The sequence below is a fragment of the Martelella lutilitoris genome, from assembly GCF_016598595.1.
Lineage (GTDB): Bacteria > Pseudomonadota > Alphaproteobacteria > Rhizobiales > Rhizobiaceae > Martelella > Martelella lutilitoris_A.
Map to the genome: position 1 here is coordinate 2,712,706 of NZ_CP066786.1, position 15,517 is coordinate 2,728,222.

Genomic DNA, 15,517 nt, shown 5'->3' on the forward strand with positions numbered 1-15,517 from the left:
TCCTTTCTGTTCAGACTACAAGTGAAAATGTGCGGACGAGGGCCGTGCCGAGCGGTACCTTCCGCCCCAGTTGACGAAGCCGGAGCGAAAAATGGGTCGCCGAAGCACCAAAATCGGCAAGCTGATCGACCTCCGGATAGAGCCATTGCGGCAAGGCAGTCTCGATGCTGCGCAGCAAGGTTGCGCCGGCGAAAATCTCCAGGCGATAGGCTTCGGCGTCCTCGTCCTTCGGAATGTCCGCAGCGGCCCAGTCATCAGCGTCGAGGCGGGAGCGCCGCACCCAGCTGAAGGCCAGATCACCGGAATCGAGACGCCGAACCTTCAGGTGCACCGGCGACAGAGGCGTCTCCGCCCTGATGCCCCCGGCAAACTGATAGGGCGCGCGCGGATCGGCCTGGCCATTGGCGGTTTCGACGACATAGTTCCGCGATAGCCCCACATGCCTGCTGCCAAGCCCGACCGGGACAACGGAGGCGTTGAGAACGACGGCGTCATTGCCCGTCTCCGCGCCCGCCAGCATGGCGTCCTCGGTTCCGTGAAGACCGCGCAACAGGCCCTCCAGCCGCCAGCGCCCGGACGAGATTTCCGTGGCCCGCAGAAAGCCGATGATCTCGAACACGCCATTGACGGCCCTCACGGCAATGCGGTTCTCGCCATTCAGCACGGCCGTTCTCGTCGCCGATGCGAGACCGCCGAAATCCAGATCGACGACGAGGGCGCGGGTGAAGTCGAACCGCCCGCTCGCCCCGGGCTGAAGCGGGGCGGCAAGCCGCGCCGTTGCCGCCGGCCTGTCGATGACCGCGCCGGGCTGATAACCTTCATCCGTCGACGAGGAGGCCACGAACGCACGGCGGAAGGGGCGGGAGAAGACCGCGACCCGGGCGAAATCCTCGGCCGGTCCCGGTGCGTCGCGCGCAAGGTCGAGAAAGATCACCCTCGGCGAGAAACCCTCCGAGGCGGCGTCATGCGCAAGGCGCGCGTTTTCGCCGGCGCCCGGGACAGTGCCGACAGAAGGTGAAAACGACCGCGCCTCCAGCCGGATCGTCTCGGCGACCTCAAGCCGCGTCACCATGAAGCGTCCGGCCGGGCCGCCTTCGAGCCGGAACACATCGCCGATTTCCAGAGCGCGCTCCTGCGGCGACAGGTCAATCTGCAGGGTCCGCATTCCGCAACGGCTTTCGCGCAGCAGCGCGAGGGCCCGCTCCAGCGCCGTCGCTTCCGAAAGGACCGTCGGCAATGCGAACCGGAGCACCCGATCGCTGGCCGTCGTCGCGCGGCTCGCGCGGGCGCTTGCCTGCGCGTAACCGGCCTCCGGATCGAAATAGGTGACGGCAGCCTCGCCCGGTATATCGCTGCCGTGAAGCCGCGTCTCGCGCCACGGACCGGCATCGGCGTCGCGCTCGGCAACAATATCGATCACGCGCGGCGAAAGACTGGCGCGCTGGCGCGAACGGAACACCAGGCCGTCGGCCGTTTCGATACAGTCCGCGGAATAGAGCGAGAGCAGCGGCTCGATCAGGTCGCGCGCCGCATCGATATCGGCCTGCAGGTAGCCTGTCAGATCACCGCTCAGCAGGCGCGTGTCGCAATCGTTGAAACCGTGATCGGCAAGAAGCGCGCGCACGGCGTCGGCAAGCGTGGTCGCCCCCAGCCTGCCGTTCAGCCAGTGCCCCGTCGTCCAGTTGGCGCCGTCGCTCCACAGCGCATCGTTCTGCGGAAAGGCCGGATAGGGCCGGATGTCCCAGCACCAGAGGAAAATATGGTCGGGATCGACCATGCCGGCAGGCGCGCTGGCGCCCGACCAATGCCCAAGATGCGCTTCCAGGAAGCGGCGCTGCTCGTCGTCGGAGCGCCGGCGGCTCGAGAAATGGGGATAGGCGGATTCCGCCGATTTCGGATCGGCAAAGACATTCGGCTGGCAGCTTCCCTTATCGACGGCCGGACATCCGAGCTCGGTGAACCAGATCGGCTTTTCCATGGGAACCCAGGCGGTGGGCGCAATTGCCTCGCTGCCGCCGATCCGGTCGAAATGCCTGTTCGACCACCAGCCCGCAAGGTCCTTGTATCTGTAGACCCATGGCTTGTCCGCAAGCCCGTCGGTGATCGGCGTGCGTCGTCGCGTTACCCGGTCCGCCTGGTCGATATAGTGCCAGTCGTATCCTTCGCCCGCCGCAATCTGCCCTTCAAGTCCGGCCGGATCGGTCGCGCTCTTGAACCCGTCAGGATTCTCCGAAGCAAGGTCGTCATCGCGCCAGTCCGACAACGGCATGTAGTTGTCGATGCCGACAGCGGTGATATCGGGGCTCGCCCACAGCGGATCGAGGTTGAAGTAGATATTGCCGCTGCCATCGTCCGGATGGAAACCGAAATACTCGCTCCAGTCCGCGCCGTAGGTAAGAGCCGTATCCGGTCCGAGGATGTTTCGCACGTCCCCCGCAAGCTCGATCAGCGCCTCGACGAAGGGAAAGGCGTCATTCTGGTCGCGGATCGAGGTCAGGCCCTTGAGTTCCGAGCCGATGATGACCCCATCCACGCCTCCGGCAGCGGCGGCGAGATGCGCATAGTGCAGGATGAGACGCCGGTATCCGGCATCCGTGCCGGCAAAAGTGACACCCGTCGGTCCCGGCGTAAAGTGATGCGGCTCGGCCGTGCCGAGAAATGCCTCCACCTGCGCCCTCGCGGTCGCGGTCCGGTCGCTCGAGCCGGAAACGCCTCTGGCGGGATGGCAGGTGATCCGGCCGCGCCAGGGATAGATGGCCTGCTCCGCGCCGCCATAGGGGTCGGGCAGGCCGTTGGCCGCAGGCACGTCCATCATGATGAAGGGATAGAGAAACACCTTCAGCCCGCGCGCCTTCAGGTCTGCGATCGCCGCCATCAGCCCGGCATCGTTGGGCGTGCCGCCATAGGCCGGTCCGCCCTCATGCGTGCTCACCACATGCGCCTCGTCGCGCCTGAGGCCGGAAACCGACCAGGGCGTGCTCTCCTCGGCCCGAAACGGCGTTTCCACGCCCGGCAGAATGCGGCACTCCCCCGCCCTCAGGTCCGAGCCGAACCAGGTGACGACCAAGGCCACGCGCTCCAGATTGGGGCAAAGCGCGGTCAGTTCGTCGATCGAGGCTTCCCAGTCGGTCGCGCGGGTGAGCGTGTTGCGGTTCATGATCCGCTGGCTTCCGCGGCCGAGCGATTCTGTGACAGGATAAGGGCAGAGCCCGTGTTCGGTCGCGCCGGGAATGATGGCGATGGCCTTCACCCGGCTCTCGAGTGTACCCGTCGGCTTCAGCACCTCGAACTGGATCACGGGGATGCGGTTGCCGAATCCGTCGAGCGGCAGGCGTTCGAAGACGACATAGCAAAGCCCGCGATAGGCGGGCGCGTTGCCGGCGCCCTGCTTGGCCTCGATCAGGGGATCGGGCAACTGGCTGTCATCGCCCGGATAGAAGCGCATCTCGATACCGGTCAGGTCCAGCTCGCGCCCGTCCGCCCAGACCCGCCGGATCGCGGCGACGGGGCCTTCGCAAATGCCGAAGGCGAAATTGCCGTAATAAGCAAAGCTCTCGAGCGTCGAGCCCGACGCCTTGCCGCCGGCGCGCTCCTCGACCACGTCTTCCTCGAATCGCGTCGCCCAGATCAGCGTTCCCCCCACCCGCGACGCGCCGTAGACGCGCGGAATGGCAACGCCCTCCTCCGCGCCGCCAACCCGGGCGGTCGGCAAATGGCGGCCGGCTGCCCTGCGGCCGCCGGAGAAGATGGATCCGTCGACCGCCGCGCCGGCGAGCGCGCCCAGCGCCCGCCCGGCAACGGCGCCGAACGGTCCGAGAACGCTGCCAAATGCGGCGCCTGCCGCCTGAAATAGGATCGTTGCCATGAGTTGAACCTCGACGAGAAGAACAGCGCGCCCGCTTGCCGCCGGCGCGATATGCGTGTTTGGATTTTCAACGACCGCGCCAAGGCGAGGCCCTGGTCGATGTCCTCCGGCTAAAGCGCGGGAAAGCGGAAGACGCCGGCGATCCGGCGCCGCCACGAGGGGACGAGCGGGGAGCGGATAACGCCCGCCTGCTCGTAAGCGTGGATGAAATGATCCGGCCCGCTGAGGATCCCGGCATGCTTGGCCGCATACTGCCGACGCCAGCGAAAAAGCAGGATATCGCCCGGCAACATTTCATCGGGACCGAGAGCCGGTCCGCAATAGCGCGTCGCCGCCTCGAGCAGCCGCTCGGTTCCGCTGCGCTCGGCCCAGTCCGGCGCATAGGGAATGTCGATGCCCGGCGCCGCGCCGTAAAGTGCGCGCCAGACGCCGCGAACGAGCCCCAGGCAATCGCAGCCGACGCCGATCTCTGCCGCCTGATGCCGGTAGGGCGTGCCGATCCATTTCTCGGCCTCGGCAACGGCGCGGTCTCCCGTCACCGTCATTTGAACAGCGGGCTCCCGTCATGGGCGCTCTCGCCATTCACGTAGGAATAGGCAAAGTCGGCGCCCGGCACGTGGGGAAAGCCACGGAAATTCAGGTGGTTGCCGAATTTCGTCCGGCAGGTGGAGAAGGCCTTGTCGCACCCAGCCGTCAGGCGCACCTGATCGCCGGTCTCGGGCAGATGCTCGAGCGGCAGCCAGAGATCGACGCGCATGCCGGCGGCAACGGGCGCATTCCCGTCGATGTCGAAGCTGCGGCCGGCAAGGTCGCCGCTTTCGAGACGCGCCGTGCCGTGGGCGAAATATCCCTCGGCGAAAGCGCCCGTCCCGGCGATCACCAGCCGGGTTTCGCTTTCGACGGCCAGAACCGTCCCCGTGGCGAAAAAGCCGGCGCTGTCGGGATCGAATCCGCAGGCGGCATCACCGAAAACCGCGTCACAGCGCCGCGTGAAACTGCGCCCCTGCGGTTGCGACAGGCGATGCGCGCGCGAACGCAGTTCGGCCTTGAAACCGCCGCCTTCGCGCGACACCTCGCCAATCTCCAGAACCTGAAGCTGCTGATGCTGTTCGGGCGCCTGCCAGTTGGCGAGAAAGACCTCGACCCGAGCGCCGTCATAATCGCCCCGGGCCAGCGCCTCCTGGGAAATCGCGTCACTGGAAAAGCCGCCAACGACTTCGTTGGTGCTCGCGGCGAGCCCTTCTTCTGCCTCGAAGCCCGAGGAGAGAAAACCGCTTGCCGCCTGAAACTGTGTTGCCGCAAACACAAGATCCCGGTCATGCTCGGTAAAACCAAGCACGCTTCCGTTCCGAAGCGTCAGCCGCCAGCAGTGGCAGACCGTTGTCGCATCCTGCCCAAGATGGGCTGCGAGCGCCGCGTCCAGTGTTCTCATGGCATGATCTCCGTCAGCGGAACCGAAGGCACGCTCCCCGCATTGAAGGCCTTCATGTTGATGTCGATCCGGTCGATCGAAAAGCGGACCGGAACATCGAAGGAGAAGCCGGCGAATATCTCCGTTCCCGCAGCCGGTATTGCGGCGGCTGTAAAGGTCACGATGCCGGTCGTCGTATCGACGGAGAAGTCGGAGCCGGGGACCTCGACGCCGTCGACGGACACCCGGACAGACCCCGCCACGGGCTTTTCGATCGTCCTGACGAACGAAGCCGCAGGATCGCCGTAAGTCTTGACCAGTTGAAAGGTTGCCGTGGATCCGTCGCCGCTTGCGATCCGCTGGTCCGTCGGTCCGGGGTCGGCCAGAGGGCCGCAGGACTTGAAATCCACCGGATCGCGGAAGCGGAAGCCGTAAAGCTCGCCGCCGCGCGCCTCGAAGAACGCCGTCAGTTCGTAAAGGTCCGCAACCGAACGCAGGGCCGAGCCCGCATCATAGGACCGCCTGGAATTCCGCCAGCGCTGGTTGCGGTTCTCCCGTCCGTTGGACAGGCTGACGATATCCGTGCGCCGCACCGGGCCGCCGCTGACGGAAAGCGACAGCCGCAGCGGAAAGCGCACCTCGTGAAAGCTCGCGCTCATCATGCCTCCTTCAAAGATTGCGCTGGCCGGTGCGCACCGCCCTTGCCAGCATCGCGGAAATCTGCCCCTGGCTTTTCTGGAAGCTCGCGGCGTCCTGGGCCGTGACGTTGAAGACGATCTGCGGCCCGCCGCCGCCCCCGGATGCCGATACGCCGAGCGCGCCGTCCGGCCCGCGTTTCAGCGGCAGGATCGCCTCGCTGCCGGCCTCGCCCATCAGCCCGAGCCCGCCGCTCATCGGAAAATAGGTCGGGCGCGAAACGACGCCGCCATCGGCAAAGGGCGTGATCCGGCCCGGCACGCCGCCATTGGCATGGGCGACGACCTGGATCAGGCCATCGGCGAGATTGCCGATCTGGCCGGAGATCGCGTTCTCAAGCGGCTTCAGCGCCGAGCTCAGCGCGAGTTCCGAAAGTCGCCGACCGAGGTCGCCGAGAACGCTCTGCAGCCCCTTGCCGGAAAGCGTCGCATCCTTGAGCGCGCCGGTGATCGCTGTCGAAAACCGGTCGGACTGCGCTTCCAGGTCGACAAGCACGTCATAGAGCGCGCTCGCCCCGTGCACCGCCTCTGCATAATCGTCGCCTGGTTCCATCACGTTTTCCTCGCATCGTCGGGATAGCGCATCATCATCTCTTCCAGCCCCGCGCGCGTCGGATAAGGTCCTGCCGGCGCGAAGGCGCCGCTCATGGCCGCAAACTCGACGGGCGTCAGGGACCAGAAGTCCTCAGGTTTCAGCCGCAGCAGGCAAAGTCCCGTATGCAGCGCCGAGCGCCAGGGGAAAGGCTCGGCGCCGGGAGGTTCGGGACCTGCCGCTGCGGCTAGGAAGGGTCCGGCCGTGTCGCACTCGCTGGCGCGCGCCCGGCCTCCCCTCCAGAAAAGGTCACGGTCAGCAATTCGCCGACCAGTTTCGCATAGGCGGCCACGCCGCCCTCCATGCTCATCGCCGCCACCTCGTCGTCATCGATGGCGTTGCCGCCGCCGCGAAGACCGGCGCCGATGATGGCGATCAGGTCCTTCGCCCGCAGACGTCCGGCCCCGAGACGCCCGCCGAGGTCGCCGAGGCCATCCGCCGAAAACGCCGTCTCGAGCTCCGCCAGCGCGCCGAGCGTCAGGCACAGAATGCGGCGTTCTCCGTCGATCACCGCCTCCACCTCGCCGCGATGACGGTTGGCGCGCCCGCCCTTTCCGCCGATCGTCACGAGAGCGCTCCAAAGCTGATCGCTCCGGCCGATTCCAGCGCGACGTCGAACTGCAGTTCGCCGTTGTGCTGGCCCGAATATTCGAGCGAGGTGAACTGGAAGGGGCCGGAGAGCGTGCCGAAGCCGGGAATGACGATCTCAGTGCTCACAAGCGCCCCGGCAAAAAAGGCCGCGCGCACCGTCTCATCGGAGGCCGCGTCCTTGAAGATGCCGCTTGCCGTCAGCGAGGCGCGTTGAATACCGGCACCGCCAAGCAGTTCGCGCCAGCGCCCCGCACTTTCAGAATCGGTTATATCCACAGTCTCGGCGTTGAAGCGCAACGCCTTCGACCTGAGGCCGGCGACCGTCTCGTAGGCGGCTCCGTTATGCAGCTTCAGCAGCAGGTCCTTTGCCTTCTGGGCTGTCATCGTGATCTCCGTGGTCAATCGAAAAGGATTTGTCTCAAACAGGCTCGGTCACGGCGCGAAAGCGCATCTCGGCAAGGAAATAGCCGGTCCGCGCCACCCGCCGCACCCGGCTCGCGCGGTGCAGCAGGCTGACGAGAGCGAAGCCGGAGAGCGAAAGCGCCGCATCGTGCAGCAGCGCCCTGACCCGCGCCTCGATCGCCTGCACCGCCTTGCGTCCATGCGCCTCCGACCAGATCTCGAGCGTGAGAAGGTGCTCGCAGCCGGCCTCGGTTGCCGTCGAATAGTCGCGCGTCTCGCACTCGCCGAAGACGATCGCCGGCAGTTGCGGCCGGCTCAGCAACCGATCGAAGATGGCATCCGGCCCGATCAGCACCGTCAGCGCGGCGTCATTTGCAAGCTGCGCGTGGATTGCGCTCAGGAGCGCGTTTTCTGCCGAACTCATGGCCTCTCCTCCTCGCAGCGGCAGACGGTGTAGCGGCCCGTCTCGTCGGGATCGCGAAAGCCCGCGAGCCTGAAGATGCGCCCGCCCCGCACCAACCGCATGCCCGGCACGAGATCGCCGCGCGCCCGAAGCCAGATTTCGTGCGTCACCCGAAAGGTTTCGCCATTGGCCTCTTCGCTGGAGGAGACCGAAAGCGGCTCGACCCTGGCCCAGGCCCGGGCGAGAAACGCATAAGTGATGGTAGCGCCGCCCTGTCCGTCCGGCGTCGCCACAGGCGTCATCAGGTCAAGGCGGTGGGAGAAGGCGCCGGGATCAAGCGTCACCATCACAGCCTCCAGGCCTTCAGCGGCGCGATCAGCCGGTCATAGCCCTCCGGTGCGCCGGCGGGCTGCTGATCGGCGGCAATGACGCCGCGAAAGGAAAACATATGGGCGACGTGCCGCAGGATCGCCTGTTTGGCGACATCCGGCACATCGGCCGCGGAACCAAAACCGGCCGTGAAATCAACCTCGATGCCGTTGAGCCCCGTCTTCCGGCCGGCAAGTCCCGGCATATAGAAGCGGGCCGGACGCGCGCGGCCGTCCAGCCGCGCCTGATCCTGCGGCACCGCCGAAGCAGCGCCCTCGCGGTCATAGACCGTCACCGTCCCGACCGACTGCACCGGCCCGTGGGCAAGCGACACCATTCCGCTCGCCGGCCAGTCATCGCGGTAGAGCCGCCATTCTTGCGTGACAAGCGAAAGCCCGCTCACCATCTCCAGATAGTCGCGGGCCGTGGCGATAAGGTCGCCGAGAAGCGCATCCTCATGGCTGCCGTCGAGACGCAGAAACGCCTTGGCCTCGGCAAGGGTCACCGGCTCTTCGGCGGCCGGCGTGATCAGGGCATAGCTCATCGCGAAATCGTCCTTCTGCCATTTAAAAACCCCGGCAGAAACTGCCGGGGCGCGCATTGCTCCCGTCGTGGCGGATCACATGTCGCCGAACTTCACCAGCTTGATCGCCTCGAAGTTCTGAACCCCACCGCCGACGCGCTTGGTCGTGTAGAACAGCACATAGGGCTTGGCGGAATAGGGATCGCGCAGGATCCGCACGCCGGCGCGATCGACCACCAGATAACCGGCAGCGAAATCGCCGAACGCGATCGACATGGAATCAACGCCGATATCGGGCATGTCCTCCGCTTCGGTCACGGGAAAGCCCATCAGCGAGGCCGGCTGGCCGAGGCTCGCCGGCGGCTGCCAGAGATAATTGCCGTCATCATCCTTGAACTTGCGGATCGTCCCTTGCGTCTTCCGGTTCATGACGAAATGAGCGTTCTGGCGGTGGGCCGCCTTCAACGCATAGATCGTCTCGATCAGCGTGTCGGAGGGATCGGCCGCCTTGAAGCCGCCATCGACGCCGGTGGCGATATAGCCGATCTTCTCCCATTCCCAGGCGTTGTCGGCGACCGTCGCGTAGCTCAGGAACCCCTTGGGCGTATTCGCTGTATTGCCGTTCACGAAGGCCGCGCCCTCCTGCTCGGCAAAGGCGATGTCGATCTCCGAGGCAATCCAGTTCTCGACATCAACCGCCGCATCGTCAAGCAGCGATGCACTCGCCGCCGGCATGGCGTAAAGCTCCATGGTCGGGAACGACAGCTCGGAAATATCGGGCGTTGCCGTCTGGTCGCGGTCGGCGATCTCGCCGACCCAGCCGGCGGTGAAGCCGGACGCGATGAACGGCTTCTTCAGCACCGCGCCGGAAACCTGGCGCACCGTTGCCAGCCGGCGGATCGGCGAAACGGCGGAAAGCCTGCGGCCGATTTCCGTATCCGTTTCCTCCGGCACCAGATAGCCGCCGTCGCTTTCGGTCGTCGAGATCGCCTTGGCCTCCAGCGCACGAAGGCCGTGGTCGTCGCCGCGGCGGATATAGTTCTCGAAGGCCTGTTTGTGCTCGGCAGCCGCAAGGCCCGTTCCGCGTCCAAGCGCCGGTCGCGCCCGCTTCAGCTGCATCTCGTCGAGCTGGCGGGCCTGGGCATCCATGGCGCGGTTGATGCGGTCGACCTTTTCGCGGGTCAGCACATCCTCGCCCATCTTGCTCTCGATCTCGCCCAGCCTTCGGTCATTGGCGTCCTTGAACGCCTCGAAGCTCGACATGAAGGCCTCGAAGGCCTCGGCAATACTCGCGGGCGCGCTCTTGATCTCGGGCGCCGCTTTCATCTTCGCATCGGTCACGATGAATTCCTCTCTTTGAAAAACTTCAGGACGACATCATCCGCCGTGCCCGGCGAAGCAGGCCGAGCAGGCGTTCGTTGTCCATCTCGTCATCGCCGCCGGCCGCATCCCGCCCGCCGACCAGCGCCTCGTAGCCGCCGGCAAGAAGCCGGCGCGCCGCCTTTCGGCTAAGGCCGGCATCCCGCGTCAGCCATCGCTCGAATTCCCGGATGGTGGGAAATGCGTCACCGGCCTGCTTCACGCTGGCAATGCGTGCCGACGGCAGCATCGGAAAGGTGACGATCGATATTTCCCAGAGGTCCGCTTCCAGCACCCGGCGCACGCCGGTCTTCGCATCCGTCTTGGCGCGCACGGTCTGAAAGCCGATCGAAAGTCCGTCGAGGCCGCCGGATTTCATCAGCGCGTGCACCTCGCGGGCCCGCGCCACGTCCGGGGAAAGCACGCCCTCGACATAAAGGCCGCGCCCGTCCTCGCGAATCCTGCGCCAGGCCCCGATCGGCTCGGAAGGATCGTGCTGGAAGAGCATGCGCACGCCCTCGGCGCCGCGCTTTTGCAGCGAGCGTGAAAACGCCCCGCGCTCGATCATGTCCTTGCCCAGGTCGACCTCGCCGAAGAGGCTCGCATAGCCGGAAAACGAGCCGTCCCCGGCAAGGTCTGTCAGCGACAGATCGGCATATTTCAGTTCATCGGCCAGCATCGATCCCTCGCCCATCGCGGCTCCTCCTGAATGCTCTTGCATGTGTCAGTACCCCACGGCCGCGCGCTTCTCTTCGTCGGTCAGGAATTCGGCAGCCCCGACCCGCGCCCAGAGCGCATCGCGCTCGGCGGCAAGCGCCGGAACCTGGTCGAGATCCGGCTCGAGCTGCAGCCCAGCGCCGTAAACCGGCTCCAGCCAGGCCGTCAGCGAAGCGGCCGTGCGGGCAATCAGCGGCAAGACGGTCAGCCGGTAGAAGGCGCGGTTGGCCTCCTGATAATTGGAATAGGTATTGTCGCCGGGAATCCCGAGCATCATCGGCGGCACGCCGATGGAAAGCGCAATGTCGCGGGCAGCACCATTGCGCGCCTCGGTGAAATCCATGTCGCGCGGCGTCAGCCCCATTGCCTTCCAGTCGAGCCCGCCCTCCAGAAGCAACGGTCGGCCGGCGCGCACCGGGCCCGCATAGCCTTCCTCCAGCTCCTGTTTCAGCCGCTCATACTGTTCCTCGGTCAGATTGCCGCCATCCCTCGGCTGATAGACCAGCGCGCCCGAAGGCCTTGCCGAATTGTCGAGCAGCGCCTTGTTCCAGACGGAAGCGGCGTTGTGCAGGTCGAGCGCCATCTGCGCGGCGGCAAGCGGCGAAAACCCCGTGTGGTCGTCGAGCGGGTGGAACAGCCGCATATGCAGCAGCGTCAGCCCTTTGCCCTCCGCCGCGAAACGGGTCACATGGTTTCCGGCGCGATATTCATAGGCCTCCGGCCAACCGTCGCGGCCCTCGATCACGCGGACGCGGTCCGGCCGCAGCAGGTGCAGCTCGCGCAAATCCTCACCCAGTATGATGGGTTCGATATAGGCGTTGCCCGAAAGCAGGAGCACGCCGAACAGCGCCTCCAGAAAATCCGCGCCGCACATGCGCCGGTTCGGACGCTTCAGAAGCGACAGAAGCGGGTGATCGGAAACGAGCGTGCCGTTGTCGAACAATTGCCAGGGCATGGCGCTTGCGGCTTCCGCGATCAGACGCACGGCGCGGTGGGCCACCGGGTTCCTCATGAACCCCTCGCGGGCAAGGGCGGCATAGGACCGGCCGGACCAGCGCGCCTCGCCGCTGAAGGCGATGGCGGAGAGCATCGTCGCCGCCTTTTTGTCGGGCACGCCGACGGGCTCGGCCGGGCGCCTGCCCGGCAGATGAAAGGGCATTTTCATGCCGCCTCCCCTTATTCTTGCTTTGAAACGAAAAAGGCCCCGGAAAACCGAGGCCTGTCAGTCGGAATGCAGATCGGACATCAGTCCGTCGGACGCGCATGCCGCACGGCCTTTGCCGTGTCGTAATCGGCGGCAATGCGCATCTCGCGGAGTGGACGGACAAGCGCCGTCGACTTCTTGTAGAGCGGGTGTTCGCGATAGGCAGCAAGCGCCGCCTCGTCCTCGAACTCGCCATAGACGACGAAATCGACCTTCTCGTCATAAAGATCGCTGCGCGTGTTGCGGCCGATCTCCAGAAGCGTCGCATGCGGGTTTTCCGTCAGGATCGAAAGGCCGGCCTCGATCTGATCGGCGTCGCCGCCCTCGGGCACCGAGAAGAAAACGATATGTCTGATCATGCGAAAACCTCGTTGCGCCCTGAAAGGCCGGTTGCGGCATTCGGCTAGCATGGGCCATTGTGCGGTGCAAGCGCCAATGGCCTTTCATACGCCCCGCACGCGCGGCACGCCGTCGCCCTCCAGAAGCAGCGCCGTCAGCGCCCACACCAGCGCGTCGAGCCGGTCCGGCGAGCGGCCGCCGGAAAGTCCGTCCGGCCCGAAATCGCACATCTGGTCGACAAGCCGGGCAAAATGCCCCGCATGGCGCACCCTGCCCTGCTCATAAAGCGCGGCAACCGGCTCGGCGCGCAGAAACTTGCCGCGCCGCGCCCTCACCGTTGACACCGGCAGGCGCTCATCGACGCTTTTCAGCATCGCCGTCACCATGTCGCCGCCCTGATTGATCTCCGCAACCACGCGGTCGGCATCAAACCGACGATAGGCCTCGACAACGGCGCGGGCCCACTCGGCCGGCGTGCCGCCCTCGACCGAGCAGTCGGCCAGTACCAGCGCGCCGCCGTTTTCCATGCCGCCCGCGACCACGATGCCGCAGACCGAACGGCGGCCGGAACCGGAAGGCGGATCGACGGCAACCACGATACGCCCGGTTGCCATCGCGTTGCGGGAGACGACAGTCTCAAGCTCTCCCCGCCGCCACAAACCGTCCTCGCGGTCCTCGATCATTTCCCCTTCGAGTTCCTGCCGGCCGAGACGCGTGCCGCCATAGCGGCTTGCGAGCGTCTTCAGGAAACCCGGAGCCAGATTGGCATGATTGTCCGCCGTCGAAATCCGCGTCAGCGTCGTGTCGCTCTCCGCCATCAGCTTCTTCAAAAGCGGTACGGCGCGCGGCGTCGTCGTCACCATCTGGCGCGGCCGCGCGCCCAGCCTCAAGCCGAACTGCAACATGTCCCAGCATTCCTGGCCATAACGCCATTTCGCCAATTCGTCGCACCAGGCGAAGTGGAATTGCGGCCCGCGCAGCGCCTCCGGATCTTCAGAGGAAAAAAGATAGGCCACCGCGCCATTCGGCCAGACCAGCCGGCGGCGGGTGATCTCCAGCACCGGCGCCATCCGCCGCGCGATCCGGCAGATGCCGGAGACGCCGTCGATCATCACCTCGCGCGCATCCCCGAGCGTCTCGGCCACCAGGGCAATGCGCAGGTCGCATTTCGCTCCGCCTGAAAGCGCCAGTGCGTGCACCCATTCCGCGCCGGCCCGCGTCTTGCCGGAACCGCGCCCGCCCATCAGGAGCCATGTGCGCCAGTCGCACGCGGGCGGCATTTGTTCGGGCCGCCCCAGAAAGGCCCAGTCGCGGGAAAGCGCGCTGACAAGGGCATAGCGATCATCGGTCGCCGGCGCGCTCGGCGATGCGCCTTTCTGCCAGTTCTTCGGCCCGCTTTTCGATGAGGTCGAGGAAATGGGCTTTGGCATCTTCATATGTCCTCAGATCGAGTGCGCGTTCCTCGGCGTCGCGGCGGCTCTCGGCGAGCCGGCGCTGCAATTCGTCGGCCTTTTCCAGCGTGCGGATGATCAGCGCCACCGCATCGGCCGCGGCCTTCACCTCGCCGCGCACATCCGCATCGTCTCCCTCCCGGCCCTTTTTGACCGCCGCCATCCTGAGCTTGCGGAAAAAGGCGAACTGCGCCCGCATCTCGACGGTCAGATCGTTCAGCAGCAGCCTGAGATCGTCATCGCCAGTCGCCCGCCGCGCCTTCGGTTCGATCGCGTGATAGCCCGCATGGGCGCGGTGCGTCGCGGGATCACCCTCATAGCGCGGCGTGCGCGGCCAGAGCCCGAACAGCGAAATATCGAATGTTTCATGGTCGACCACGAAATTCTCCTCTTGCCCATTCGCGGCAGCCGTCCGGCAACAAAAAAGCCCGGCGAGAACCGGGCTTTGAAAAATCTGACGGAAGCCTTGAAACCGCTGCGATCCCCGATCGCCGCAAATTTCCGACTGTAGATAAAACCTAGCAGACGACCGTAACGCCGTCAAGGATTATTTTCCTATTTTGTGATCTTTTTCTTATTTCGCCGAGAACTGGTCGAACGCCTCCAGCGCATGGGCCGCATACATCAGCCCCGGCCCGCCATCCATGTAGACGGCGACGCCCAGCACTTCCTCATATTCCGCCTTGGTCACGCCAAGCTTGACAAGGGCCTTGGCGTGAAAGGCGATGCAGGGCTCGCAGCGCAGCGCCACGGCAATGCCGAGCGCGATATATTCCTTGGTCTTGGCATCCAGCGCGCCCGCCTTGCAGGCGGCCCCCGCCATTGCCGAAAAACCGCTCATGGTGTCGGGAATGTCCTTGCGAAGCACGGCGGTCTGCTTCGAAACATCGGCAGTCATCTGAAGATAATCGGTGGCCATTGGGAGGATCCTTATATTCATACTTACGAGGATGAATACATAAGGTCTCTCGCCGCTCCCGCATTGCGCTGGGTCAAGCGGCGCCCGCACCAACAGAAACCGAATCAGCCCGTCTTCTCCCCCGTCAGCACCGGCCATTCGATGATATAGTCCTCGTAGTCCTCCACCGGCACCTCCATCTCGCTCACGGTCCGGTCGCGCGCGGAAATGCCGGCCTGGTGCACGGTCTCGCGGTCGCCGGAAACGAGGTAGTGCCACCAGTAGAGATCATGTCCCTCATGCACCAGCCTGTAGGCGCAGGTCGGCGGCAGCCAGGGAATATCCCTGACGCCCTGAACGTCGAGCTGAATGCATTCCGGCACCGTCTTCCACCGGTCCTCGTAGTCGGAACACTGGCAGGAGTGCCCGTCCAGCAGGCGACAGGCGACCGAAGTGAAGGCCACCTCGCCCGTTTCCCAGTCCTCCAGCTTGTTGAGACAGCAAAGTCCGCAGCCGTCGCAGAGGCTTTCCCATTCGCGGGCGTCCATCTCCTCGAGCCGTTTCGTCTTCCAGAACGGTTGCTGTTCTTCTGCCCTGTCGGCCATGTCCGGATCACCTTCGTCTTGAAGGTGGCTATATGCGTCAGCGGCTGCCGGTGTTCAACCCGCGAACGGAGCACATCTGCCAAAGGTAAGCCT

The 15,517-nt window shown here is 65.4% G+C and carries 19 protein-coding genes; all 19 read right to left on the reverse strand.

What is annotated here, in order from left to right:
- Positions 1 to 10: 10 nt before the first annotated feature.
- The 19 genes from JET14_RS12840 to JET14_RS12930 all read right to left on the reverse strand — a co-directional run bounded on the left by JET14_RS12840 (position 11) and on the right by JET14_RS12930 (position 15,424).
- Positions 11 to 3,865 carry a baseplate multidomain protein megatron gene (locus JET14_RS12840; protein ID WP_200334016.1) on the reverse strand — a complete coding sequence of 1,285 codons (3,855 nt, stop codon included), beginning with the start codon at positions 3,863 to 3,865 and terminating at the stop codon, positions 11 to 13.
- 110 nt (positions 3,866 to 3,975) lie between these two features.
- Positions 3,976 to 4,410, reverse strand: a complete 435-nt coding sequence (locus JET14_RS12845) for an NlpC/P60 family protein (protein WP_200334017.1) — start codon at positions 4,408 to 4,410, stop codon at positions 3,976 to 3,978.
- A complete protein-coding gene (locus JET14_RS12850; protein WP_200334018.1) occupies positions 4,407 to 5,297 on the reverse strand; it encodes a DUF2163 domain-containing protein in 891 nt (296 codons plus the stop codon). The genes JET14_RS12845 and JET14_RS12850 overlap by 4 nt, the downstream gene beginning before the upstream one ends.
- Positions 5,294 to 5,935: a DUF2460 domain-containing protein gene (locus JET14_RS12855; RefSeq protein WP_200334019.1), complete on the reverse strand. Its 642-nt coding sequence runs from the start codon at positions 5,933 to 5,935 to the stop codon at positions 5,294 to 5,296. Before JET14_RS12855 ends, JET14_RS12850 begins: the two co-directional genes overlap by 4 nt.
- 10 nt (positions 5,936 to 5,945) lie before the next feature.
- Entirely contained in the window at positions 5,946 to 6,524 is a 579-nt protein-coding gene (locus JET14_RS12860) for a phage tail tape measure protein (protein ID WP_200334020.1), read from the reverse strand.
- Entirely contained in the window at positions 6,524 to 6,826 is a 303-nt protein-coding gene (locus JET14_RS22965) for a rcc01693 family protein (RefSeq protein ID WP_200338088.1), read from the reverse strand. Before JET14_RS22965 ends, JET14_RS12860 begins: the two co-directional genes overlap by 1 nt.
- On the reverse strand, positions 6,751 to 7,131 hold the full coding sequence (locus JET14_RS12870; protein WP_200334021.1) for a gene transfer agent family protein: 381 nt from the start codon (positions 7,129 to 7,131) through the stop codon (positions 6,751 to 6,753). The genes JET14_RS22965 and JET14_RS12870 overlap by 76 nt, the downstream gene beginning before the upstream one ends.
- Positions 7,128 to 7,538 carry a phage major tail protein, TP901-1 family gene (locus JET14_RS12875; RefSeq protein ID WP_200334022.1) on the reverse strand — a complete coding sequence of 137 codons (411 nt, stop codon included), beginning with the start codon at positions 7,536 to 7,538 and terminating at the stop codon, positions 7,128 to 7,130. The genes JET14_RS12870 and JET14_RS12875 overlap by 4 nt, the downstream gene beginning before the upstream one ends.
- Positions 7,539 to 7,572: 34 nt before the next feature.
- Positions 7,573 to 7,980 carry a DUF3168 domain-containing protein gene (locus JET14_RS12880; protein WP_200334023.1) on the reverse strand — a complete coding sequence of 136 codons (408 nt, stop codon included), beginning with the start codon at positions 7,978 to 7,980 and terminating at the stop codon, positions 7,573 to 7,575.
- A complete protein-coding gene (locus tag JET14_RS12885; protein ID WP_200334024.1) occupies positions 7,977 to 8,306 on the reverse strand; it encodes a phage head closure protein in 330 nt (109 codons plus the stop codon). Before JET14_RS12885 ends, JET14_RS12880 begins: the two co-directional genes overlap by 4 nt.
- Positions 8,306 to 8,872 carry a head-tail connector protein gene (locus JET14_RS12890; protein WP_200334025.1) on the reverse strand — a complete coding sequence of 189 codons (567 nt, stop codon included), beginning with the start codon at positions 8,870 to 8,872 and terminating at the stop codon, positions 8,306 to 8,308. Before JET14_RS12890 ends, JET14_RS12885 begins: the two co-directional genes overlap by 1 nt.
- A 75-nt stretch (positions 8,873 to 8,947) precedes the next feature.
- On the reverse strand, positions 8,948 to 10,177 hold the full coding sequence (locus tag JET14_RS12895; RefSeq protein WP_200338089.1) for a phage major capsid protein: 1,230 nt from the start codon (positions 10,175 to 10,177) through the stop codon (positions 8,948 to 8,950).
- Positions 10,178 to 10,217: 40 nt separating this feature from the next.
- Positions 10,218 to 10,904 carry an HK97 family phage prohead protease gene (locus JET14_RS12900; RefSeq protein WP_200334026.1) on the reverse strand — a complete coding sequence of 229 codons (687 nt, stop codon included), beginning with the start codon at positions 10,902 to 10,904 and terminating at the stop codon, positions 10,218 to 10,220.
- Positions 10,905 to 10,934: 30 nt separating this feature from the next.
- Positions 10,935 to 12,092 carry a phage portal protein gene (locus JET14_RS12905; RefSeq protein WP_200334027.1) on the reverse strand — a complete coding sequence of 386 codons (1,158 nt, stop codon included), beginning with the start codon at positions 12,090 to 12,092 and terminating at the stop codon, positions 10,935 to 10,937.
- Positions 12,093 to 12,172: 80 nt separating this feature from the next.
- Positions 12,173 to 12,490 carry a Dabb family protein gene (locus JET14_RS12910; RefSeq protein WP_200334028.1) on the reverse strand — a complete coding sequence of 106 codons (318 nt, stop codon included), beginning with the start codon at positions 12,488 to 12,490 and terminating at the stop codon, positions 12,173 to 12,175.
- A gap of 84 nt (positions 12,491 to 12,574) precedes the next feature.
- Positions 12,575 to 13,900 (reverse strand): DNA-packaging protein, encoded by a 1,326-nt coding sequence (locus JET14_RS12915; protein WP_200334030.1) that lies wholly within the window; start codon positions 13,898 to 13,900, stop codon positions 12,575 to 12,577.
- Positions 13,812 to 14,300: a hypothetical protein gene (locus JET14_RS12920; RefSeq protein WP_200334032.1), complete on the reverse strand. Its 489-nt coding sequence runs from the start codon at positions 14,298 to 14,300 to the stop codon at positions 13,812 to 13,814. The genes JET14_RS12915 and JET14_RS12920 overlap by 89 nt, the downstream gene beginning before the upstream one ends.
- Positions 14,301 to 14,495: 195 nt before the next feature.
- Positions 14,496 to 14,840 carry a carboxymuconolactone decarboxylase family protein gene (locus JET14_RS12925; RefSeq protein WP_200334034.1) on the reverse strand — a complete coding sequence of 115 codons (345 nt, stop codon included), beginning with the start codon at positions 14,838 to 14,840 and terminating at the stop codon, positions 14,496 to 14,498.
- Positions 14,841 to 14,944: 104 nt separating this feature from the next.
- Positions 14,945 to 15,424 (reverse strand): YcgN family cysteine cluster protein, encoded by a 480-nt coding sequence (locus JET14_RS12930; protein WP_200334036.1) that lies wholly within the window; start codon positions 15,422 to 15,424, stop codon positions 14,945 to 14,947.
- Positions 15,425 to 15,517 lie beyond the last annotated feature (93 nt).